This is a genomic window from Chryseobacterium geocarposphaerae (genome assembly GCF_002797535.1).
GTDB lineage: Bacteria > Bacteroidota > Bacteroidia > Flavobacteriales > Weeksellaceae > Chryseobacterium > Chryseobacterium geocarposphaerae.
This window is the reverse complement of sequence record NZ_PGFD01000003.1, coordinates 266864-289547: the sequence shown is the minus strand read 5'-3', so window position 1 is coordinate 289547 and position 22684 is coordinate 266864. Positions and strand designations below refer to the sequence as shown.

The following is a 22684-nucleotide window of genomic DNA, read 5'->3' as shown; positions in this document are numbered from 1 at the left end:
AATCAAAGTTTTTTTCAAATGAAAAATATCAAAGGAAAAAAAGTTCTTTTTCTGGCTGTCCGTTTCTTTCAATATGAAAAAGCGATTGCTCAAAGACTTTCGGAATTAGGTGCTGAAGTTGATTTCTATGATGAGAGGCCTTCTAATTCCAACTTTGCAAAAGGAGTGATCCGTTTCAATAAAAAAATTTATCAATCGATTATTAATAGGTATTATCGAAGTATTATTGATGAAATTCAAAATAAAAAGTATGATTACTTTCTTTTAATTAAAGGAGAGGCTGTTCCCGCTTATTTTCTTGAGAAAGTAAGGTTGCTGAACCCTGAAATAGAGATGATCTATTATAATTTTGATCCTCTAAAAGAATATCCGGTTCTTATCTCAAATTTAAAATATTTTGACAAAAAATTTACTTTCGAGAGAAATGATGCCCTAAGATATGGATTGAGTTTCAGACCCTTATTTTACCTTAATGAATATAAACATTTGGCATCTGATATTTCCGATCTTAATTATGATATCATATTTATTGGTAGTGCACATACAGATAGGTATATCGTGGGCGAAAATGTAAGATCTATTGCCGAAAAGTTAAAATTAAAGTGCTTTTTTTATTACTATGCAATGGGGAGAATTGCATTTAGATTAAGAAAAATTGTAGATAAGGAACTAAAACAATTTGACAATAAAAAATTAAGTTTTACTACACTGAGCCACCACGAAATTATTGATTATTATAGACGGGCAAAATCAGTACTTGATATTAATAAGCCATTTCAGGATGGTCTGACAATAAGAACTTTTGAAGTATTAGCATCAGGAAGAAAATTGATAACAACCAATTCTGACATTACAAATTATCCTTTCTATAATCCCAACAATATTTTTATTATTGATCGCACGCATATAAAACTGGATCGGGATTTTTTTAATTCAGAATTTGAGAAAATTGAAGATGAAGTATTATATATGATGTCTCTTGATTCTTTTATAGAATGTCTGTTTGTTAAAGATCAAAATGAATATTGGAATTCTTTTGTTAAAAATAATAAATAAAAAAAGCAACTCTATTCAGAGTTGCTTTTTTTATTTATATTAAGATGAAATCTTTTATTTAGATGGAGCTACCGGAGTTGTAGATTGAGAAGCCGGAGCAGATTGCGCAGGAGCTTCTTTCTTCACTGGTTGCTGTGTAGCCGGAGCAGCTTGAGAAGGTTTCCCCGTAATTACAACACTTATCAGGATAAGAACAATAATTGTTGCTCCTAGCGTCCATGTTGCTTTTTCCATAAAATCGTTGGTTCTTTGCACCCCGAATTGGGCAGAAGATGCACCTCCAAATGTACTGGAAAGACCTCCTCCTTTAGGATTTTGAGCCATAACAACGATTGTCAGTAAAATACTGGCAATCATAATAAGAACCATTAATAGTGTAAATATAGTATCCATTAATTCTGATATCTTTTTGAGTGGACAAATTTAATCTTTTTTTACTGAATAGCAAAATAAGATAGAAGTAAAAATAAAAACAGCAACATTTGTTGCTGTTTTTTATAGTAAATTGATCTGTCTTTATTTAAAATCAGAATCTTTAGCCTGGTTTACTTCGTATGATTTTACTTTCAGAACCATATCCATACCCATTTGATTAACCGTAATGGTATAAGGCATCTTCACACCAGATACATCTTTGTAATCAGCAAAAGTGGTAGGAATTGTCATGGTTTGTCCCTGTGCTTTTACCGTTTCAGTTTCTCCTGTTTTAAGACCTGTTTTTACACTGTAATAATAAGTTTTATCACCTGACTTAATCGCGTAAGAATCTTCTCCGTTGATTTTTTCAATTCCTGCTAATTTGTAATCTGTAGATTTAGCAAAACCTAATTCTTCGAAAAGTTCAGTGTTTTTAAGGTTTTCCGCAATTTCTTCCTTGCTCATTGGAACCTTTTGTCCCCCTTGTTCAGAATATCCTGTTTTACCATCAAAAACTTGTTTTTGAACAGTCATTGCTCCCATAGAAATAGTTTGTAATTCTTTTCCGCCTTGAGCTTTAACAATTTTGAAGTCAAGATTCTGTCCCTGCATAGACATAGTTGCATTCGTAGTGTATGAAGTGATTTTTGCTAAATTAGCTTTTCCTCCAATAGCAGCAATATACTTATCAACAACAGAGGCTACTGTTACATTAGCATCAACCTTTTGTACAGTTGGCTTTGCAACAGGATTAGCATCCTTATCATAGTATTTTACAGGGTAACCTAATTTTTCCAATCCTTCAGATATATCAGATGCTTTACCCGCGATGAAAATTCTGCTTTGGTTTGGTAAAATCGTAGCTTTTACAGCATTGGTAACATCTGCAGCAGTTACTTTATCGATAGATTTTAAGTAGTTGGTATAGAAATCAGCAGGAAGATCCTGAACTTTTTGGTTTAAAGCGAATCTTGCAATGGTTGCAGGCTGCTCCAAAGACATGATGAAAGATCCTTTCAGTTTAGCTTTAGCGTTTTCAAGTTCTTCGGGCTTTACACTAGAGATTGCGTTAAGCTCGTTCATGAATTCTTTAACCGCTTTGTCGGTAACCTCATTTCTTACACTCGCACTTGCAGAAAACTGTGGAGAATATTTGCTTGCTACCATGCTTGAATAAGCCCCATACGTAAATCCGTTTTTCTCACGAAGGTTCATGAAAAGTCTGGCTTCACCACCACCACCAAGGATGTAGTTTGCTATGGTTGCCGGGAAATAGTTGGCATCCTTCATTTTTAATGTATTAAGGTTGTTCAAAGAAACAACTGACTGTACAGCAGAAGGAACGTCAACGATATTGATTTCAGTTTTAGCAACATTTTCAGCCGGCTCCAGAGGAGTGATTGGCGTGTTTGCTTTTTTCCAGTTGTTGAAAGCTTTTTCAACCAATGGTTTCACCTGATCAAATTTTACATCTCCAACAATTACTAAATAAGCATTGTCCGGAGCGTAATATTTTTTATAAATGTTTTGTACATCAGCTAACTGAATTTTGTTGATAGACTCAACCGTTTCAAATTCACCTCTTGAAGTGTTTTTACCATACATTAAAGCATTGGAAACTCTTCCAGCGATAGAAGAGGCATTTTTTTCGTCAGATTTTAATCCTTCGATAGCTCTTTCTTTAGAGTTCTGAATTTCATCAGCAGAGAATTTAGGATTAATGATCGCATCAGCCATCAACCCTAAAACCTGTGGAAAATATTTAGAAAGTGAGTTCATAGAAGCACCTCCTGAGTTGAAGTTAAGATTAGCACCAAGATAATCAACTTTTTTGTTGAAATCATCTTTGCTCATGCTTGTAGTTCCGTTTTCGAACTGCTCTGCCATGATTTCGCTTACTCCAGTTACAGGTCCTTCGTTGTATGGAGGTCTGTCCATTGTAAGACTTGCACTTACTCTAGGTAGTTTGTTGTTTTCCACAACCATTACCGTAAGGCCATTCTTTAATTGAAAAGTTTTTGGCTTAGCAATGTTGATTGCAGGAGTTGGTCCTGGCTTTGGCATTGCATTAAGATCTATTTTTTGTGCTGAAACAGTTCCTGCGAATAAAAACGCTACAGCTATATATGTTAATTGCTTTTTCATTTGTAAAAATTTAATTTTTAATAATCATCTTTTAACCTGAGAAGTTGAAATGATTACTTTTTTTCAGGTACGTAATTAATGACGATTCTTTGGTTAGAATTAAGATACTTTTTAGCCGCATTTTGAAGATCCTGTCTTGTGATACCTCTGTAAATGTCGATTTCTTTGTTGATCAAATTCGTATCACCCATCAATACGTGGTTGGTAGCCAATGAAGCAGCAATTCCCTGAATGCTTGAGTTAGCATTTACAAACTGGTTTTCGTACTGGTTTTGAAGCTTCTGATAATCATCTTCAGAGATCAAAGTAGTCTGTAACTTTTTGATTTCAGCATCAATATCAGCCTGTAAAGCCTGTTTTGTCGTCTGTCCCATTGGGATTGCAAAGAAAGCGAAGATACTGTAATCTTCAAGACCCTGGTTGAAAGCCGCTACCTGAAGCGCTTTTTTATCCTGGTCCACTAATTTTTTGTATAAAACTGAAGATTTACCATTACTTAAATAAGAAGAAAGCATATCTAAAACATAAGCATCTTTCTCTTTGTTTGCAGGAGTTCTGTACGCGAAAATATAAGCCGGAAGCTGAATGTTCGGGTCAGTTGCTGTAACTTCTTTTTCCTGGGTGATAGGAGCATCTTTCGGGAAATCTTTTGGATAAACCGTTCCTTTTGGAATGCTTCCGTAGTAAGTTTCAATCCACTTTTTAGTCTGTTCAGGTTTGATATCACCTGCTACAACCAAAGTTGCATTATTCGGAACGTAATATTTTTTATAGAATGCCTGGAATTCTTCTAATTTCGCAGAGTTCAGATCTTCCATAGAACCGATTGTAGGCCAGTTATATGGGTGATTGGTAAATAAGTTTTTCTGAATGGTTGTGAAAAGATTACCATAAGGCTGGTTATCCATTCTCAATCTTTTTTCTTCTTTTACAACCTCTCTCTGAGTATCCACACCAATCTGGTTGATTACAGCGTGACGCATTCTCTCAGCTTCCATCCAAAGACCTAATTGCTCGTTGTTTGATGGGAAAGTTTCGTAGTAGTAAGTTCTGTCGTTTGTCGTGTTAGCGTTGTTTTGCCCTCCGTTTGAAGAAACAATCTTAAACCAGTCACCTCTTTTGATGTTTGGGGTTCCTTCAAATAAAAGATGTTCGAAGAAGTGAGCAAAACCAGTTCTTCCTTTTACCTCATCTTTTGCACCTACATGGTACATTACTCCAGTTGTAACAACCGGTGCGGAATTATCCTGGTGTAAAATTACGTGAAGACCGTTTGGTAAGTCATATTCTTCAAATTTAATTTGTTGTGCGTTCAAAGCCATTCCAAAGAAAGCCGCTGCAGCAACAGAAAGAAGTCGCTTTTTCATAAATAGAAATTGTTTTGTCAATTAGTGCCAAATTTACTTTAATTGTTACAAAAAGTTAAAATAAATTTTACAGAAAGAATATTTTAACCTAATTATGATGAAAATTACAGCGCTTAGTTCTAACATCTAAAACCAAAATTTGAATTCTCCATAGAATAAACTAATTTTGTGTTCCCTAAATTTTTTGCTGTATGGAGGATTATCTGAAAGGACTGAATGAATCACAATTTGAAGCCGTTACCACGTTACAAGGACCACTGATGGTGCTTGCAGGAGCGGGTTCCGGAAAAACGCGTGTACTTACCATGCGCATCGCTCATTTGATCACCAATGGAGTAGATCCTTTTAATATTTTATCTCTGACCTTTACTAATAAGGCGGCAAAAGAAATGAAGGAGCGTATTGCCAAAGTGGTAGGACAGAGCAATGCAAAAAGTCTTTGGATGGGAACCTTTCACTCTGTTTTTGCGAGAATTCTGAGAAGTGAGGCACATTATTTGGGCTATCCTTCCAATTTTACCATTTACGATCAGCAGGACGCTCTGAACGTGATTAAAAAGGTATTGAAAGACATGAATATCGATGCCGATTTATATAAACCTAAAAAAGTTCAGGCAAGAATTTCTACCTATAAAAATAATCTGATCACGGTAAAAGCATATTATGCAAATCCCGAACTGATGGAAGCTGATGAAAAAGCCAATATGAAATTCATAGGGCAGATCTACCAGAAATATGTAGAACAATGCTTCAAAAACGGATCAATGGATTTTGATGATTTACTGTTGAAAACTAATGAACTGTTAACCCGTTTTCCTGAAGTTTTAGCAAAATATCAGGACAGATTCAGATATATTTTGGTAGATGAGTACCAGGATACCAACCATTCTCAGTATTTAATTGTAAAAGCGTTGGCTTCAAAATTTGAAAATATTTGTGTTGTGGGAGATGACGCCCAATCGATTTATTCTTTCCGTGGCGCAAATATTCAGAATATCTTAAACTTTAAAAAAGACTATCCTGATGCGGTAACGGTTTCATTGGAACAAAATTACCGCTCAACACAGAATATTGTAAATGCAGCCAATGTAGTGATTGCGAAAAACCTTCAGCAATTCAAGAAAAATGTTTTCAGTGAAAATGAAGAAGGTGAAAAAATAAAAATCTACCGTTCCCTGTCCGATGCGGATGAAGCCAATTTCGTGGCAGGAAATATCTGGGAAACCAGAAACCGGGAGCAAAGGAAATACAGTGATTTTGCCATTTTATATCGTACCAACTCTCAAACCCGTGCATTTGAAGATGCTTTGAGACGTAAAAATATTCCATACAAAGTATATGGAGGACTGTCTTTCTATCAGAGAAAAGAGGTAAAGGATCTCATCGGCTATCTGCGACTTTTGGTGAATGAAAATGACTCGGAAGCGTTGATGAGAATCATCAATTATCCTGCAAGAGGAATTGGTGAAACGACTCAGAATAAACTGATTGTTTTTGCAGACTCTCAAAATATTTCTGTTTCAAAAGTACTGGATAATCTTCCGATCTATGCACCGCATTTAGGATTTAACAACGGTGTTCTGAATAAACTGAATGATTTCTGGTCCATGATCAAAGCGTTCCAGGTATTGCTTAAAACGGAAACCGCATATAATGTTGCAATGGAGGTGGCAAAACGAAGCGGTTTGATAAAGTTTTTAAAAGATGACCAGACACCGGAAGGAATTTCCAGGGTTGAAAACGTTCAGGAATTGATGAACTCCATGCAGGGGTTTATTGAAGAACAAATGCAGCTGGAAGATGGAGATCCTAGTCTACCGAACTTCTTAGAGAATATTGCCCTTTCTGCGGATACTCAGGATAAGGAAAATGTGGATGATATGGTTTCACTGATGACCATTCACCTTTCCAAAGGTCTTGAGTTTCCGGTAGTTCATTTGGTGGGACTGGAAGAAAATCTTTTCCCAAGTTTCATGAGTTCTGCTACAAGAGAAGATCTGGAAGAAGAGAGACGATTGTTTTATGTGGCTTTAACGAGAGCCGAGAAACAGGCTTATTTCTCTTATGCTGTTTCCCGTTTCCAATGGGGAAAAATTACTGATGCAGAGCCGTCAAGGTTTTTGAGTGAAATTGATGACCAATACCTTGAATTCCTGAATCCGATGATTGAGAAGCGTTTCATTAATAATTCCGGAGTGAAATCTAATATATTCGATGAACATCCTTCTGAAATGAGAAGCTTTAAGAAAGTGGAAAAGAAAACCATTGCTAAAAGTGAAAATTCAAAACCAATCGCGGAGCCAAGGAAGCTGAAACCGGTAAGTACGGCGAAGATCATCAACCCGAGCGGAGCTTCTTCTCAGGATATTGAAGTAGGAGATAAAGTAAGGCATGACAGATTCGGAATCGGAGAAGTGACCTTCTTAGACGGAACAGATCCTCAAAATATTAAAGCAAAAGTGGTTTTCATGCATGAAGGAGAGAAAAATCTGATCCTGAAATATGCAAAACTGACAAAAATATAATCGATAAATTAGAAAGATTATGAAAAGAATAATGTTTTTACTGGCTATGATGATGTGTTTTGGCAGTTTTCTAAAAGCACAGACTCAGCCGGTTCCATGGACGGCAGCTCAAGTGGTGGCTCCGGATATTTTAGCAGCTAAAATTGTAAAAAAGCAAACCCAAAATATCCTGATCCTCTCTGTAGGTCCCTCTGCTGTGGTAAAAGGTTCTATGGATATGGGAATGGCTAATGATCCTCAAAATCTTGAGAAGCTGAAGGACTATGTGAAAAAACTAGATAAAAATAAGGAAATCATCGTTTATTGCGGCTGTTGTCCATACGACCGATGTCCAAATATCAGACCTGCTTTCAATGCCTTGGTGGAAATGGGCTTTAAAAATGTAAAAATTTTAGATATTCCCAAAAATGTAAAAACCAACTGGATTGATCACGATTATCCAACCAATGATTAATATGCTGAAAAAATTACTTTTATCAGGAATTTTATTCTTCTGTTTCGGATTCATTGGCGCACAAAATTCATTGAAGTTAAATGATACTGCTCCTGAAATTCATTTAAAAACTTTTCAGGGCACTGATTTTAAACTGAGCTCATTGAAAGGGAAGGTGGTTTTACTCGATTTTTGGGCAACATGGTGCGCTCCATGTGTTGAAGAACAGCCTTTTTTAAAGGAAATTTATACTGAAAATGAAAAAGCTGTAAAAGCAGGACACTTTGAAATAGTGGGAGTTTCCTTAGATAAATCTGGAGACAACTGGAAGAAGATGATTGAAAGGGAAAGAATAAACTGGACACAAATAAGTGATCTTCAGTTTTGGAAAAGCCCGGTTGCCAAAACATACGGGATTGAAGAATTACCTTATAATCTGGTGCTGGATAAATCAGGAAAGGTTATCGCAATTAATATTCATGGGGAAGAGCTGAAAACTTTTATAGCTAATGAATTGAAAAAAGAGTTTAATTAATTTTTATTAAAAATATTTTATTCATCAAAGCTTTGTAAGTCATCTTGCAAAGTTTTTTATTTAGTTATTGAGTCTATAAATTATTGACTATGTTTTATAATAATGCCGTCTGTGATATTTATATTGGAAAAAGTGCCGGTGCAAAGCTTCTTCAGGACATCAGAAATGCCAAAAGAAATATCAAAATAGTATCTCCTTATCTTTCTCCTTCCTTGATTAAGGAGCTGATCTTTCTGCATAACAAAGGAATTAAGATAAGCCTTATTACCAGTGATGAGATAGAAGACTTTTATGGCTATGATAAGAATATTAATAAATTGATTGTTCAGAAAAGACATACTGATGAAAAAGCAAAACAGTCCAGAGATAGCCTGATCAGTCTGTCGGGAACACTGCTTTTTGCAATAATAGGTTTGGCGGTAATTTTAGTGCCGGTAATCTTCCTTTTAAAAGAATGGAAGTTTGCCTATGGGTTTATCCTTGTTATTATATTGTTTTTTGTAAGAGATTTTATTGTAAGACAAATTAAAAGCAAGCGGATTTACCATTATACCTATAAACAGTTATTCCCTTTCAAAGTTTTTATTTCTCCCAATAATGGAAACTCTTTCAATAAAACCTTTATCCACAGTAAGATTTATGTGGTTGATGACGAAATCGCCTATATGGGCTCTTTGAACTTTACGGCAAAAGGAATAAAAGACAACCACGAAACAAGAATCAGAACTGCTGATCCTAATGCTGTGGCAGGAATAGTGGAGGAAGTAAATAAGATTTTTTTTAATTCCAATTTGGCAGAAAGAGATCTTCAGTTTTGGGGAAGCCAGCTGTATCCGGAGCCGATTAATTAATGACAGAGTTTATTTTTTGCCATAAAACCTCATCAAAATCCGAACGGGCAAAATTCATATTATCTGCTGATTTACCCATTCTTATAATAACCAGCTTCTTACTGGGAACAACATAGATTTTCTGATCATTCTTTCCTAAAGCACAAAACAGATCATCCGGTGCGCTTGGAATTAGCTTTCCGTTGAATTGAAATTGTGTCTGTGGAAGATGATAGCTTGCTTTTCCGTTGAGCCACCACAAATATCCGTAGGAAAGATTGAGAGTTTGGGAAGTACTGGTTGCATCCTGAAAATATTGGGGATTAATGACCTGTGTTCCGCTCCAGTTTCCTTTATTGAGAGCCATTAATCCAAAGCGTGCCATACTTCTGGTATTGCTCCAATATACACTGTTATTGCCACTCTGAATCCAGGCTCCGGTCATTCCGATTTTATCCCGAAGCTTTGTATTGAAGTAGCTTGACCAACTTTGCCCTGTAGCAGCAGCGACTACATCCTGAAGCTTTACATAGACGTTATGATACGCCCATCTCGTGCCTGCATCGGCTTTGTATTGAAGATGAGCCGAAGATACATCATTTCCCATACTGTCATCCAAACCGGAAGTCATTGTTAACAGATTTTTACAGATAATAAGATTTTCTTTTGCTAAAGGTTCGCTTGTCCATCCTGTTCCGATATACACTGAAACTTTATTATTGGTATTTAAAAAGCCTTCCTGTTCTGCAATTCCTGTAACGGTTGAGGTAAGTGTTTTTCCTGTACTTGCCCAATACCAGGGAGTTCTGGAAGTATGACCTCCAAAATAATTTTCCATTACAACTCTTCCGTTCTGAAGAATCATAAAACTTCTGGAGTTTTTAGTCTGCAAATAATCCAGCAAATCCTGAACTTTATCCTGATGCCACCCTAAACTCGCAATAGATTTTGTTTCCCAGGTATCACTATTAAAAGGAGGAAAATACATGGCTTCTTTTATTGCCGGTATTGGTTTAGACGTTGTATGCTCTGTTAATTTCGCAGAGGAACTGCATATAATGAGTACAAAACATACAATAGAAGTAGAAAATAATTTCTTTATTTTCATGTGAAATTAGTTTACATTCTATTTTTAGATCAATAAAATTTAAATTAGTTAAACATTTAAAATAAAACTATAATTAATTTAGCTACTCAAAGTTTAACAGGTATGGGGTAAATTTCAAAGATTACTTCACCAAAAGGTAAATTCCGACACCAATACTTGCATAAGCCACTACGGTAAGGATATCAGCGATGGGTTGTGAAAATCGTTTTTCAGCAATTCTCTCAGCATTAATTTGGTTCTTATGGAATTTAAGAATTTTTTTAGGGCTATGAACCGGGTGTACAACCAGACTGTCACGTTCCCATCGGTCAACGATTACTTTATAAGTTTTGCCGTCAACATCAATTTTAACATTTTTATTAGGGGCAAGTTTTTCCTGAATATTAATAGGAACGGGTGTAGGTTGCGGATTCTGAGGTGCTGTGCTTTTTGTTTGCGAAGGATTCGTATTAGCAAGTGTTGCACTATTTTTAGCGTCTTGTTTATTGTCAGTTGCTGCAGCTGGTTTCTTAACCTGATAAGTATAGCAACTCACAAGACAAAATAATATGATGATAAGGTAAAGATTCTTTTGCATTAGCCAAATTTAAGAATTAAACGGAATATTCAGTATTTTCTTTTAGAAGATTCTGTTTTTTCATGAAATTACTGCTCAATTATTTTTTATGAGATTCAATAAAATTCACCATTTCATCATTCAGATGATTCATATATGCTGTATCGGTTGTTCCAAAACCGTGAGCGCCGTCTTTTACAACAATCAGTTTGGTTTCAATATTTTGTTTTTTCAGCTTTCTGACCAACCTTTTGGAATGATTAATGGGAGCAACTTTGTCTCTATTTCCATGAAGGATGAAAGTCGGAACACCATTTTCAACATCATTGATCGGAGAAGCGGTTTCCAGATAGTCTATAGCTTTTCTTTTTTCGGTTTTAATATCATATCCTGAAATTCCGAAGACCAATTTTTGTCTGATTTCAACAATCGGCTTAAAAAATAAACTTACAATAGCAACCGGAATTTTGCCCAATCTTGTATGCAAAAGCCTGTTTAAATCGGTAGGACCGAAATTACTTACCACATAATTTACTTTTCCGGAATAAGATGAAAGTTCTGGACTTCCAACATATTCGTTATCGTTGGTATAAGCTGAAAGCATCGATAAATGAGCGCCTGAAGACGCTCCGAAATAGCCAATATTATTCGTGTCAAAATTATATTTTTCAGCATTTTTCCTAACCCATCTCACCACATCTTTTGTATCCTGAACCGGCAACGGAAAATGTACTGTTTCACTTACCAAAGTATAATCAATGCTGATGACCGCGTAATTTTTTTCGACCAATTTTAAAATAAAACTTTCGATATAGCTGTTGGCTCTCACTATTTTATCACCTTTTGCCCAGGCTCCGCCATGAACATAGATAACCACTGGAAGTTTTCCTGCTATAGGATTTTTAGGTTCATAAATATCTAATTTGATAGGATTTCCCGAAGCGTCATTTTTATAAGAAATATCCTCTAAAAGAGCAGTTTTTTTGGGAAGAGTAATGCTTTTCGGAGCTTGTACTTCGATCGGAGCCTGAGAATAACCCAGATTGAAGAAGCTTAAGCATAAAATAAAAAACAGGTTTAAAGAAAACCTGTACATTATATTGTGATTGAATGAGTTCATAAAATATTTTTTGAAGTGGTTATTTTACTAACTCCTCAAAAAGTTTACCAAAAGTCTTTTCCAGGTCTTTAGATTTTCCCGGATGAGGTCTGGAGGTCTGTACTACGGAACTTCTTACCGCTGTCAGCCATCGGAAACGTTCAGGAATTTCAAGCTGTGCAATAGGTCCGCCATCTTTATCCCCGTTAGCTATTTTCTGAAAACTTTCAAGATTTTGAATGATATCCTCATAATCCAGCTTGCTGTGCATAAGTCTGAATTTATCGGGACATAAATAAAACTCAACCCTGATGAATTTTTCTTTTTTAGAAAACATCACCAAACCTATATTGAAAAATTCTTCTCTTTCAACCTTAGGAACCAGACGTATGACTGCGTATTCGTATATTTTATCCTCTTGCATTTTTGGCTTCGTTTAAAAAGATTTCGGAATTTTCTAATCGTGTTTTCAGGAAGTTGAAATAGATTTCACGAATTTCCTCCGGGCTTTCATCGGCATCGTTCCAGTGTAACCAGTCTTCAGGAATTAAGTTTACAATTTCTCTGAAAACAGTCTCATTCAACACTTCTTTTGCGAGTTTATCTGCTTCATCAAGCTGTGTTGCCTGTGGAAGCAAAACATGGTCTTTCACATATTTGAACGGAGTTTTTGCAGCTGTATCAAAATTCTGCCACGAATGATGAAAATAGAAAGAGGCACCATTGTCGATCACCCATAGCTCTTTATGCCACATCAGAAGATTGGTATTCTTAAAAGTACGGTCGATATTCGTGATAAAGGCATCCAGCCAAACGATTTTTGATGCCAGAAGAGGATCAACTTTCACACTGGGATCGTAGGCAATAGAGCCTGAAAGATAATGTAACCCTAAGTTTAATCCTTCTGAAAACTTCAGCAGATCCTGAATTTCTTCATCAGCTTCAGTTCTTCCGAAATCAACATCGAGATTCACTAATACGAGTTCAGGGATTTTTAACCCTAATACTTCAGTAATTTTTCCGCCCAATAATTCTGAAATCAGCATTTTGACTCCATGCCCTGCACCACGGAATTTTAATACATACTTAAAATCATCATCAGCTTCTGCGAGCGCAGGAAGAGAACCTCCCTCCCGAAGCGGCAGAATATATCGCATTACCGTTACTGTTCTTAAATCCAACATAGTGCAAAAATAAGGTTTTTACTTTGCGCTTATTTCGATTTTTAATATTTTTAAATGAAAATTAGACTAATCATTAAAAAATAAAGTCTGTCATTCTGAATGAAGCGAAGTGTAGTGAAGAATCTATATCTATATGTTTAAATAGGCTTTTCCCTCGTCGAATGATATAAATGTATTTAAATAAAAAATAAACATGCAAATCATAAACGAACACAATATAATCCTTTCCAATCCTGAAACAAGAGATTTTCTCGCAGATGCTTATTATCCCGAAACAAATGGAAAGTTACCATTAATTATTTTCGTTCATGGTTACAAAGGTTATAAAGACTGGGGAGCCTGGAACATAATGGCGGAAAAATTTGCTGAAGCAGGATTTTTCTTTGTTAAATTTAATTTTTCCCACAACGGAACCACGGTTGATGATCCTCATCATTTTGGTGATCTGGAAGCATTTGGAAATAATAATTATTCTAAAGAACTTTCGGATTTAGGAGTAGTAATAGATCATTTTATTCAGCATGAAAAAGTGGATGATCAGAAATTGATTTTGATGGGACACAGCAGGGGAGGAGGAATCTCTATTATCAAAACTTTTGAAGATGAAAGAATTAATGGATTAATAACATTAGCAAGTGTGGATACATTAGACCGTTTTCCTAAAAATGAAGCGTTTAAAAAATGGGAAGAAGCCGGGGTTTTCTATGTGCTAAATGGAAGGACGAAGCAGGAAATGCCCCATTATTACCAGTTTTATGAAGATTTTAAAAATAGTGAAATGCGTTTTGATGTAGAAAGAGCTACCGAAATGGCTAAAGCACACATACTAATCATTCACGGAACCAATGATGAAAGTGTGAATGTGAAAAATGCAGAACACCTGCATATTTTAAATCCCAATTCTGAATTGTTTTTAATTGAAGAGGCCAATCATACTTTTGGTGCAAAAGAACCCTGGGAAGAAAATGATCTGCCAAAAGACTTAAATAAGGTAGTAGAAAAGTCTGTTGAATTTATTAAGAATAAATTTGTAATTTGATAAGAAAGGAGTGAAAATATTCACTCCTTTTATTTTATCTTTTGAATGGATCTAAGATCAATGTTTAATTTATTTAATTAAAATCTTCCAGGCTTCTTCAATGTTGCTTTCAAGCAAAAATTTCTGAGCAACCTGATGGATCTTTTCATCGGAATGATAATCTCCTGCAGGTAAAACCTCAACGTTGGCCAACATTCCTAAATCGTTTCCGGTGAAAACTTTACTCAGTTTTATTTCATTGGGAAGAAGGTCGAAGCCAATTCCTTTGGTTACCAACGGTTTTGGAACTTCAAAAAGATTGCTGTCGTTGTTTCTGGAATACCAGTTTCCGCCCAAACGGGCAACCATATCCAGTTTTTTCTGATCAAGATTTCCTTCCTCATTCAGATATTCTTCCCGGATGTGGATTTTCTGAACTTCGCAAATGACCAGATTTCCTGCACCTCCCTGATCTCCCAAGGATTTTACTTCTAAAACCTTACACTCAAAGTTTACAGGGCATTCCTCAATTAATTTTGGCTGTACCAAATCAGCGTCCTTCATGGTTAAGCCGGACTTGATGAATTCATTCACGCCGTCACCATATTCTGTGGAAGCCAAAGATATTTGTTGAACAATCGGAAAGTTTACTGTTCCGATGACAACTTCGGGAACTTCCAAAACATTTTCCAAGGTATGTTTTGTCGTATTATCACGGACTCTTCTCGAAGGTGAAAAAATCAGGATCGGAGGAACCGTACTGAACATATTGAAAAAGCTGAACGGTGACAAATTGATGTCGCCATTTTTATCAACCGTAGAAGCCAATGCAATCGGTCGTGGTGAAACGGCAGTCTGCATTACGGTTTGTAGCTGTACCGGAGTTATTTCAGATGGAATAAGTGTTTTCATTAAATTGCAGGAATAATTTTACCACTTACTTCACCAAAACCTACTCTTACACCGTTTTTTTCAGCCCATGCTTTCATCGTTACCGTATCATTATCGTCGATGAATTTTCTTTCCTGTCCGTTGCTTAATTGGATTGGGTTTTGTCCTCTCCATGTTAATTCAAGCATAGAACCGAAAGATTTCGGATCGTTTCCTGAAATGGTTCCGCTTGCGTATAGATCACCAACTTCTACATTACAGCCGTTTACGGTGTGATGAGCTAATTGCTGAGTCATGTTCCAGTACATATGTTTGTAGTTACTTTCGCAGATCAGATTTTGTTCACCATTTTCAGGCTGGATATAGACTTCAAGATTGATGTCGTAGTTTTTATCTCCTTCGAATTTCAGATAATCCAACACTTCAGGATCCTGAACAGGAGAAGCTGTTCTGAATGGTTCCAAAGCTTCCAGAGTAACTACCCAAGGAGAAATTGACGAACCGAAATTTTTAGCTAAAAAAGGACCTAGCGGAACATATTCCCAAGATTGAATATCCCTTGCTGACCAGTCATTAAAAACCACCATTCCGAAGATGGCATCTTCAGCCTGTTGTGTAGAAATGCTTTCGCCCATCTCCGTATTTTTGTTGATGATGAATGCCATTTCCAATTCGAAGTCTAATTGCTTACAAGGCCCAAAAATTGGTTTTTCTACATCCGCTGGTTTCATCTGACCTTTCGGACGGTTGATTTCTGTTCCGGAAACTACAATAGAAGAAGCTCTGCCGTGGTATCCTACAGGAAGATGTTTCCAGTTGGGTAATAAAGCATTTGCAGGGTCTCTGAACATTTTTCCAACGTTTGTTGCATGCTCTATGCTGCTGTAAAAATCAGTGTAATTCGGGATGTGAACAGGCATCATCATTTTTACCTGATCCAAATCGTAGAATGCATCTTCGATTGTTTTTTCGTCTTTTGATAATGTTGAGCCTTCCAGTAATAATTCCTGAATTTTTATACGAACAGCATTGGTAACTGGTTTTCCAAGCTCAATAAATTCATTAAGTGTATACGCTTCAAAAACATTATCATCAAGTCCTTCTATTTCTTCGAAATAGCCAAGATCATATAATGTGGAAAGATCAATAACCTGATCGCCGATTCTTGTACAGCAGCCGATATATTCTTTATTGAATACGGCTACACCAAAAGGAATGTTATGTATAGAGAAGTCTGAATTTGACGAATATTCTACAAATGATTTCATAAGTTTAGGATTAAATAAGAATTTAAGAATAAAGTTCCTCAAATTCCGGGTTGTTATTTTTTTGAATAAGATTCTTCATCGATCCATCGATCTTTGGTATTCACATCAATAAGATACAGAATATCTTTTTGCTTTGTCAATAATAAGGTTTTCGTAACCGGTATCGGAACTTTCTGATTTTCCAGCATATCGGCACGTAAGGAAATGATATTTTTTTTGCTTCTTACAATATCTCCGGAAAAAACATTTGAATTGCTTTCTCCCGTTGCTTTATCATCGAAGACTTCTACATAGGTAACCTTGTTTCCCTTAATCACAATAAAATCTCTTTCTGTGTGATCTTCTGCGTCTTTAATGAAGACGAATTTTTTATTGTCAATACTTACATCTCCTAAATGCTGATTAATACCTTTTCTTTCTTCAAGCTGCGTAAGAATTTCGTTGATGGTTCCATATTGTGCTTTTGCACATACCAATGTTGATAGTAATGAAATACCGATGAGAATTTTTTTCATATAAGGTGTTTTATAAAAAAGTTTTGCCAAGATAAAATCCTGACAAAACTTATTATTGTATTTAAAATTAAAGATTTCCTCTTCTTTCCTGCTCTCTCTCCAAAGCTTCAAACAAAGCTTTAAAGTTACCCGCACCGAAACTCTGAGCACCATGTCTTTCAATGATTTCAAAGAATAGGGTAGGACGGTCTTCTACAGGTTTAGTAAAGATTTGTAGTAAATATCCTTCTTCATCGTGATCGATAAGAATCCCTAATTCCTGAAGTTTTTTAAGGTCTTCATCAATGTGACCCACTCTTTCAGGAACCATGTCATAATATGCTTCCGGCGGAGCAGAAAGGAATTCTACACCACGTTTTTTCAATTCAGTTACAGTGTGGATGATATCTTTTGTAGCCACTGCAATGTGCTGTACTCCTTCCCCTTCGTAAAAATCAAGGTATTCTTCTACCTGAGATTTCTTTTTACCTTCTGCTGGCTCGTTGATCGGGAATTTTGCATATCCGTTTCCGTTTGACATTACTTTAGACATCAAAGCAGAATACTCTGTGTTGATTTGTTTGTCGTCAAAAGAAAGGATGTTTACAAATCCCATTACTTTTTCATACCATTCTACTGTTGGAAGCATTCTATCCCAGTCTACGTTTCCTACACAGTGGTCTACGTACAATAATCCGGCATCTTCAGGATTGTAGTCACTTTCCCACTTTTCATATCCAGGCATGAAAGGACCTGTATAATTTTTTCTTTCAACAAACATGTGAACGGTTTCTCCGTAAGTATAGATTCCCGACATTCTTACTTCACCGTTTTCGTCTGCCAAAGTTACAGGCTCCATATAAGGTTTTCCGCCTCTTTTAGTAGTTTCTTCGAATGCTTTATAAGCGTCATCTACCCAAAGTGCCAAAATCTTTACTCCATCTCCATGTTTTTTTACGTGTTCATTGATCGGAGAATCTGATTTTAATCCTGTAGTAAGAACCAATCTGATTTTTCCCTGTTGCAGAACATAAGAAGCACGATCTCTTACTCCTGTTTCAGGACCAGCGTATGCTACAGACTGGAAACCAAAAGCGGTTTTGTAATAATGAGCAGCCTGTTTAGCATTTCCTACATAAAACTCAATGTAATCTGTACCATTGATCGGTAAAAAATTCTCTGCTTGAGCAATTTTTTCGGCAAATGTAAGTGTTGACATATTTTCTATTTTTACTTTTATTTTATAGCGTGCAAATTACGAATTTCCCTGAAATATTTAAAACAGGAACAAACAACTGTTAGTTAAAGTTTTAATAAAATGTTCAGGAGTTGCTTAAAGTGTAAAAAGCACCCTTGTAAAAGATTATTTAGAGTTAAATTTAATGTTTAAATCTTTCGAAAGCAGCTCTTTCCAGCATTTCCCGATCATCAGGATGCGCAATGCTGATCAGTTCCTGAGCTCTTTGGCGTAAATTTTTACCATATAAATAAGCGGTTCCGTATTCCGTAACCACATAATGAATGTGTCCTCTCGTTGTAACAACTCCGGCTCCCTGTTTCAGGTAAGGAACAATCCTGGAAATTCCCTTTTTGGTTCTTGAAGTGATGGCAATGATGGGTTTTCCATCTTCACTCAATGCCGCTCCTCTCATAAAATCCATTTGTCCGCCGATTCCGCTGTACTGCATAGTTCCGATGGAATCTGCACAAACCTGACCTGTAAGATCTATTTCAATGGCAGAATTGATGGCCACCATTTTTTTGTTTCTCATGATATTAATCGGAAAATTCACTGTACTTACATCATCAAATGAGAAAACCGTATTGTCATCTACATAATCGTATAATTTTCTTGTTCCGAAACAGAAACTGGTAATTGTTTTATTGTCGTTGTAGCCTTTATATTTATTGTTGATGACATCACTCTGGATCAAATCAATCACTCCGTCACTCAACATTTCGGTGTGTATCCCTAAATCCTTATGATTTCCCAGGCATTTTAAAACCGCATCAGGAATGGTTCCTATTCCCATTTGCAGGGTAGATCTGTCTTCAATCAGTTCAGCTACATTTTTCCCGACTTCCATTTCTTCAGGTCCCACTTTTGAACCGTAATCTACTGTTGGAAGTTCCTCTTCATGCCATACCAGTTTATGAATTCTGCTTACATGGATCATTCCGTCTCCGTGGGTTCTAGGCATCAGCGGATTGACAATAGCTACAATTGTTTTTGCGGTATCTACTGCTGCTCTGGCAATATCAACGGATGTTCCTAAAGTACAGAAGCCATGTTTGTCTGGTGGAGAAACTGTGATTAAAGCTACATCAAGCGGTAAAATATTTTTCCTGAATAGAATGGGGATTTCACTTAAAAAGACAGGGACAAAATCTCCCCGGTCAGAATTTACGGCATCTCGTACCGGAGTTGAAACAAAAAGAGAATTGATGAAAAAGCTGTCTTTGTACTCTGGTTTGGCAATTTCCACATTTCCCTGTTGGGTAATGGAAACCATTTCTACATTAGAAAGACGATGAGATTGTCTCGCCAGTTCATCAATTAAATGATTGGGAGTACATGCACTTCCGTGAAAAAATACCCTGTTCCCGCTTTTTATGGTGTATACAGCTTCTTCCGCACTTATATAGTTGTACATAATAGTAATATTTGATGATGATGTGTCGGTTAATTGATTCTGAATTAAAAAATACGCTTTTTTCAAAGATAATTCATCTTATTTTAATTGGGTTTAAATTTTACAGACTGATCACATAACTTTTATCATGTGCAATAAAATTAATAAGACTTATAAACAAAAAGACTAAGTGTAATACACTTAGTCTTTTATACGATATTTTAAACTAATTAATTTAAAACTTCCTGAGCAATTTCTTTCTTCATACTTCCGGTTTGTGAGAATCTTAAATGCCAGCTGAAAGATTCTTCCAAAAGGTGAGGAGTGTGTCCTCCTCTTTCACAGGCACGGTCAAAATAAGACTGCAACTCTTCTTTATAATCAGGGTGAACACAATTATCAATGATTTTCTGAGCTCTTTCTCTCGGAGCAAGCCCTCTTAAATCTGCTAAACCGACATCTGTCACCAGGATATCAACATCATGCTCTGTGTGATCGGTATGAGAAACCATTGGAAGGACGTGAGAAATCTTATTTTCTTTAGAAGCTGCCTGAGTGACGAAAATACTTAAATAGGCATTTCTTGCAAAATCTCCTGAACCGCCAATTCCATTCATGATTTTTGTTCCTCCGATATGCGTGGAGTTTACGTTTCCATAAATGTCAAATTCTATAGCTGTATTAATTGCAATTACTCCCAGCCTTCTGATCAATCCTGGCGTGTTGGAAATATTTTGAGGTCTTAAAACAAATTTTTCTCTGTATTTGCTAAGATTTCCAAACACTCGGTCATAGCAGTCTTTAGAAACCGTTACAGAAGATGCCGAAGCAAAGCTTAGTTTTCCTGCATCAATCAGATCAAAAGTACTGTCTTGTAAGACTTCTGAGAACATAGTCAGATCATAGAAGTTACTGTCTTTAAATCCGGTAAGAACGGCGTTCGCTACTTTACCGATTCCTGCCTGAAGCGGGAGAAGCCTGTCTGTAAGTCTTCCTAAACGTACTTCATTTTCAAAGAACTCAATGATATGTTTTGCAATGGCCGTTGTTTTTGCATCCGGTTCAGCAATATCGGCAGGACTGTCTTTAAGATTGGTAAAAACAATCGCTTCAATTTTTTCAGGATCTACCGGAATGCTTTTTCTCCCGATTTTATTCCAAGGCGCAACGATAGGAATTACATTTCTGTATGGATAATCTTCTGCCTGATAGATGTCGTGGATTCCGTATACTTCTTCAGGAACTTCCGTGTTGATCTCTATGATTACTTTTTTTGCTAGAGCAGCGAAAGTTACCGAATTTCCTACGGAGGTTGTCGGAACGATGCTTCCGTCTCTTTCAATATAGGCAGCTTCAATTACAGCAACATCAATATTTTGTAAATTTTTGGTATGAAGAAGTTCTGCACTTTCACTTAAATGCTGATCGATGAAAAGAATTTCACCTTTGTTGATTTTGTTTCTGAGAATAGGATCAACCTGAAACGGCATCCTTTTTTTTACGACATTGGCTTCTGCAAGCTTTCCGTCTGTTCCGTGGCCTAAAGAAGCGCCGGTCATTAAGGTGATTTTCAGATCTTCAGTTTTTCCTTTTTCAGCCAGTGCGGCTAAAATGGCTTTACTGTCTCCGGCTTTTGTAAAACCGCTGGATCCTACTACCATGCCATCTTTAATGATATTGACGGCATTTTCTACTGTGGTTACTTTCTTATGTAGACTTTCTAGTCTGATTCTTTCTAACATTTACTCTTTATTTGATTTTATCCACCCATTTATTCCATGTTGTAGTATAAAATAAAGGATGATAAAATGTTAATCCTAATCTTACAAATTTACAAAAAAAGATGCTTTAAACATTTGTTTAAGGCATCTTTTATATTTATTTCATAATTCTTTTTTTGACCATTAAAAAGGAAATTTTTATTCCTCCAGCCAGGAAGTTTTATAAGTTGGATCTTCTACTTTCAAAGCTTCTTCCGTAAGTTTTAAAGGACGGAAAGGATCTACCATTACCGCATATTCTTCCGTGAATTTTTTACCGATACTTCTTTCCATTGCGCCGGGGTGAGGTCCGTGAACGATTCCTCCGGGGTGAAGCGTAAAGTCCATTAAATCAATATGATTACGGCTCATGAAATCCCCTTCTGTATAGAATAAAACCTCATCAGAATCAATGTTGGAATGATTGTAAGGTGCCGGAATTGCCTGAGGATGGTAGTCATACATTCTTGCACAGAACGAACAAACCACGAAATTGTGTGCTTCAAACGTCTGGTGAACCGGTGGCGGTTGATGAATTCTTCCTGTGATCGGTTCAAAGTTTTTAATATTAAATTTATAAGGATAAAAATATCCGTCCCAGCCTACCACATCAAACGGATGCGTTGCGTAGATAAAATCTGTGATTTGATTTTCCTTTTTTACCTTAATCAAAAATTCCCCTTTTTCGTCTTTAGGCTCAACAAAAGTAGGTGTAATAATATCTCTTTCGCAGAACGGAGAATGTTCCAATAATTGACCAAACTCGTTCCTGTATCTCTTCGGAGTGTAAATTGGTGAGTGACTTTCTACTACAAAGAAGACAGTATCATCAGAATGTAATTCAACCTGATAAATGGTTCCTCTTGGAATGATTAAGTAATCACCAACGGAAAATTCAAGGTTTCCAACAAAAGTTTTTAGAATTCCGCTTCCGCTGTGAGCGTATAAAAGCTCGTCACATTCAGCGTTTTTGTAGAAATAATCCATCGATTTTCTTGGCTTCGACAATCCCATTTTAAGGTCATTGTTTACCATCAAAAACTTGCGGCTGTCCATAAAATCATCTTCGGGAGTTACATTCATTCCCTTAAACATTCTTGGAGTTACGTTTTTCTCAACTGCGATTTTCGGTGCTACATCTTTCGGTTCGCCAATCGATTTGATCTGAGTCGGACGGTGAATGTGGTACAATAGTGAAGAAATTCCATGAAAACCCTCTGTTCCGAAAAGCTGTTCATAGTAAAATTTATCTTCAGGAGATTTGAAAATCGTATGCCTTTTTTGTGGGATATTTCCCGACTGATGATATCTCATTTTACTTTTATATGTTGACTCTCAAATTTAATACTTTTTCATGAATTCAAT

Annotated in this window: 21 protein-coding genes; 6 read left to right on the top strand and 15 right to left on the bottom strand. The window is 36.2% G+C overall.

Annotated elements, in window-relative coordinates; all coding sequences use genetic code 11:
- Positions 1–18: 18 nt before the first annotated feature.
- Positions 19–1056 carry a CgeB family protein gene (locus tag CLV73_RS17315; protein ID WP_100378129.1) on the top strand — a complete coding sequence of 346 codons (1038 nt, stop codon included), beginning with the start codon at positions 19–21 and terminating at the stop codon, positions 1054–1056.
- A gap of 54 nt (positions 1057–1110) precedes the next feature.
- On the opposite strand, the gene secG is transcribed toward CLV73_RS17315, so the two are convergent.
- From secG to CLV73_RS17300, 3 genes are all read right to left on the bottom strand, one after another.
- Positions 1111–1449 carry a preprotein translocase subunit SecG gene (gene secG / locus CLV73_RS17310; protein WP_100378128.1) on the bottom strand — a complete coding sequence of 113 codons (339 nt, stop codon included), beginning with the start codon at positions 1447–1449 and terminating at the stop codon, positions 1111–1113.
- Between the two features lie 123 nt (positions 1450–1572).
- Positions 1573–3618 (bottom strand): M16 family metallopeptidase, encoded by a 2046-nt coding sequence (locus CLV73_RS17305; protein ID WP_100378127.1) that lies wholly within the window; start codon positions 3616–3618, stop codon positions 1573–1575.
- A 53-nt stretch (positions 3619–3671) separates the two neighbouring features.
- Entirely contained in the window at positions 3672–4985 is a 1314-nt protein-coding gene (locus CLV73_RS17300) for a M16 family metallopeptidase (protein WP_100378126.1), read from the bottom strand.
- A gap of 191 nt (positions 4986–5176) precedes the next feature.
- Here CLV73_RS17300 and CLV73_RS17295 point away from each other — a divergent pair, with 191 nt between their 5' ends.
- The 4 genes from CLV73_RS17295 (at position 5177) to CLV73_RS17280 (ending at position 9329) form a co-directional block, all read left to right on the top strand.
- Positions 5177–7510 (top strand): ATP-dependent helicase, encoded by a 2334-nt coding sequence (locus tag CLV73_RS17295; RefSeq protein WP_100378125.1) that lies wholly within the window; start codon positions 5177–5179, stop codon positions 7508–7510.
- Between the two features lie 19 nt (positions 7511–7529).
- Complete coding sequence (locus tag CLV73_RS17290) at positions 7530–7964, top strand: rhodanese-like domain-containing protein (protein ID WP_100378124.1); 435 nt, start codon at positions 7530–7532, stop codon at positions 7962–7964.
- A gap of 1 nt (position 7965) precedes the next feature.
- Complete coding sequence (locus tag CLV73_RS17285; protein ID WP_228424434.1) at positions 7966–8478, top strand: TlpA family protein disulfide reductase; 513 nt, start codon at positions 7966–7968, stop codon at positions 8476–8478.
- An 89-nt stretch (positions 8479–8567) separates the two neighbouring features.
- Positions 8568–9329 (top strand): phospholipase D-like domain-containing protein, encoded by a 762-nt coding sequence (locus tag CLV73_RS17280; protein WP_100378122.1) that lies wholly within the window; start codon positions 8568–8570, stop codon positions 9327–9329.
- On the opposite strand, the gene CLV73_RS17275 is transcribed toward CLV73_RS17280, so the two are convergent.
- From CLV73_RS17275 to CLV73_RS17255, 5 genes are all read right to left on the bottom strand, one after another.
- Positions 9322–10416, bottom strand: a complete 1095-nt coding sequence (locus tag CLV73_RS17275) for a serine hydrolase domain-containing protein (RefSeq protein ID WP_100378121.1) — start codon at positions 10414–10416, stop codon at positions 9322–9324. The genes CLV73_RS17280 and CLV73_RS17275 overlap by 8 nt on opposite strands.
- Before the next feature lie 121 nt (positions 10417–10537).
- On the bottom strand, positions 10538–10993 hold the full coding sequence (locus CLV73_RS17270; RefSeq protein WP_100378120.1) for a hypothetical protein: 456 nt from the start codon (positions 10991–10993) through the stop codon (positions 10538–10540).
- Between the two features lie 79 nt (positions 10994–11072).
- The gene (locus tag CLV73_RS17265; RefSeq protein WP_100378119.1) at positions 11073–12092 is read right to left on the bottom strand and encodes an alpha/beta hydrolase; all 1020 of its coding nucleotides are present in this window, start codon (positions 12090–12092) and stop codon (positions 11073–11075) included.
- A 19-nt stretch (positions 12093–12111) separates the two neighbouring features.
- On the bottom strand, positions 12112–12495 hold the full coding sequence (locus tag CLV73_RS17260; protein ID WP_100378118.1) for a DUF3037 domain-containing protein: 384 nt from the start codon (positions 12493–12495) through the stop codon (positions 12112–12114).
- Entirely contained in the window at positions 12482–13255 is a 774-nt protein-coding gene (locus tag CLV73_RS17255) for a HipA family kinase (protein ID WP_100378117.1), read from the bottom strand. Before CLV73_RS17255 ends, CLV73_RS17260 begins: the two co-directional genes overlap by 14 nt.
- 193 nt (positions 13256–13448) lie before the next feature.
- Between CLV73_RS17255 and CLV73_RS17250 the strand changes: the two genes are divergently transcribed.
- Positions 13449–14294, top strand: a complete 846-nt coding sequence (locus CLV73_RS17250; RefSeq protein WP_100378116.1) for an alpha/beta hydrolase family protein — start codon at positions 13449–13451, stop codon at positions 14292–14294.
- A 69-nt stretch (positions 14295–14363) separates the two neighbouring features.
- On the opposite strand, the gene CLV73_RS17245 is transcribed toward CLV73_RS17250, so the two are convergent.
- The 7 genes from CLV73_RS17245 to CLV73_RS17215 form a co-directional block, all read right to left on the bottom strand.
- Complete coding sequence (locus CLV73_RS17245; protein WP_100378115.1) at positions 14364–15185, bottom strand: flavin reductase family protein; 822 nt, start codon at positions 15183–15185, stop codon at positions 14364–14366.
- Complete coding sequence (fahA, locus tag CLV73_RS17240; RefSeq protein WP_100378114.1) at positions 15185–16432, bottom strand: fumarylacetoacetase; 1248 nt, start codon at positions 16430–16432, stop codon at positions 15185–15187. Before fahA ends, CLV73_RS17245 begins: the two co-directional genes overlap by 1 nt.
- A 53-nt stretch (positions 16433–16485) precedes the next feature.
- On the bottom strand, positions 16486–16947 hold the full coding sequence (locus CLV73_RS17235; protein WP_100378244.1) for a hypothetical protein: 462 nt from the start codon (positions 16945–16947) through the stop codon (positions 16486–16488).
- A 67-nt stretch (positions 16948–17014) separates the two neighbouring features.
- Positions 17015–18145, bottom strand: coding sequence for a 4-hydroxyphenylpyruvate dioxygenase (gene hppD / locus CLV73_RS17230; RefSeq protein WP_100378113.1), 1131 nt, complete (start codon positions 18143–18145; stop codon positions 17015–17017).
- Between the two features lie 160 nt (positions 18146–18305).
- Positions 18306–19580: an acetyl-CoA hydrolase/transferase family protein gene (locus tag CLV73_RS17225; RefSeq protein ID WP_100378243.1), complete on the bottom strand. Its 1275-nt coding sequence runs from the start codon at positions 19578–19580 to the stop codon at positions 18306–18308.
- A gap of 209 nt (positions 19581–19789) precedes the next feature.
- Positions 19790–21301, bottom strand: a complete 1512-nt coding sequence (locus CLV73_RS17220) for a succinate CoA transferase (RefSeq protein WP_100378112.1) — start codon at positions 21299–21301, stop codon at positions 19790–19792.
- A gap of 177 nt (positions 21302–21478) precedes the next feature.
- Positions 21479–22633 (bottom strand): homogentisate 1,2-dioxygenase, encoded by a 1155-nt coding sequence (locus CLV73_RS17215; protein ID WP_100378111.1) that lies wholly within the window; start codon positions 22631–22633, stop codon positions 21479–21481.
- Between the last annotated feature and the right edge of the window lie 51 nt (positions 22634–22684).

Coding starts and splice junctions, on each gene's coding strand:
- CLV73_RS17315 (WP_100378129.1), top strand. CDS start 19: ATGAAAAATATCAAAGGAAAAAAAGTTCTTTTTCTGGCTGTCCGTTTC.
- secG (WP_100378128.1), bottom strand. CDS start 1,449: ATGGATACTATATTTACACTATTAATGGTTCTTATTATGATTGCCAGT.
- CLV73_RS17305 (WP_100378127.1), bottom strand. CDS start 3,618: ATGAAAAAGCAATTAACATATATAGCTGTAGCGTTTTTATTCGCAGGA.
- CLV73_RS17300 (WP_100378126.1), bottom strand. CDS start 4,985: ATGAAAAAGCGACTTCTTTCTGTTGCTGCAGCGGCTTTCTTTGGAATG.
- CLV73_RS17295 (WP_100378125.1), top strand. CDS start 5,177: ATGGAGGATTATCTGAAAGGACTGAATGAATCACAATTTGAAGCCGTT.
- CLV73_RS17290 (WP_100378124.1), top strand. CDS start 7,530: ATGAAAAGAATAATGTTTTTACTGGCTATGATGATGTGTTTTGGCAGT.
- CLV73_RS17285 (WP_228424434.1), top strand. CDS start 7,966: ATGCTGAAAAAATTACTTTTATCAGGAATTTTATTCTTCTGTTTCGGA.
- CLV73_RS17280 (WP_100378122.1), top strand. CDS start 8,568: ATGTTTTATAATAATGCCGTCTGTGATATTTATATTGGAAAAAGTGCC.
- CLV73_RS17275 (WP_100378121.1), bottom strand. CDS start 10,416: ATGAAAATAAAGAAATTATTTTCTACTTCTATTGTATGTTTTGTACTC.
- CLV73_RS17270 (WP_100378120.1), bottom strand. CDS start 10,993: ATGCAAAAGAATCTTTACCTTATCATCATATTATTTTGTCTTGTGAGT.
- CLV73_RS17265 (WP_100378119.1), bottom strand. CDS start 12,092: ATGAACTCATTCAATCACAATATAATGTACAGGTTTTCTTTAAACCTG.
- CLV73_RS17260 (WP_100378118.1), bottom strand. CDS start 12,495: ATGCAAGAGGATAAAATATACGAATACGCAGTCATACGTCTGGTTCCT.
- CLV73_RS17255 (WP_100378117.1), bottom strand. CDS start 13,255: ATGTTGGATTTAAGAACAGTAACGGTAATGCGATATATTCTGCCGCTT.
- CLV73_RS17250 (WP_100378116.1), top strand. CDS start 13,449: ATGCAAATCATAAACGAACACAATATAATCCTTTCCAATCCTGAAACA.
- CLV73_RS17245 (WP_100378115.1), bottom strand. CDS start 15,185: ATGAAAACACTTATTCCATCTGAAATAACTCCGGTACAGCTACAAACC.
- fahA (WP_100378114.1), bottom strand. CDS start 16,432: ATGAAATCATTTGTAGAATATTCGTCAAATTCAGACTTCTCTATACAT.
- CLV73_RS17235 (WP_100378244.1), bottom strand. CDS start 16,947: ATGAAAAAAATTCTCATCGGTATTTCATTACTATCAACATTGGTATGT.
- hppD (WP_100378113.1), bottom strand. CDS start 18,145: ATGTCAACACTTACATTTGCCGAAAAAATTGCTCAAGCAGAGAATTTT.
- CLV73_RS17225 (WP_100378243.1), bottom strand. CDS start 19,580: ATGTACAACTATATAAGTGCGGAAGAAGCTGTATACACCATAAAAAGC.
- CLV73_RS17220 (WP_100378112.1), bottom strand. CDS start 21,301: ATGTTAGAAAGAATCAGACTAGAAAGTCTACATAAGAAAGTAACCACA.
- CLV73_RS17215 (WP_100378111.1), bottom strand. CDS start 22,633: ATGAGATATCATCAGTCGGGAAATATCCCACAAAAAAGGCATACGATT.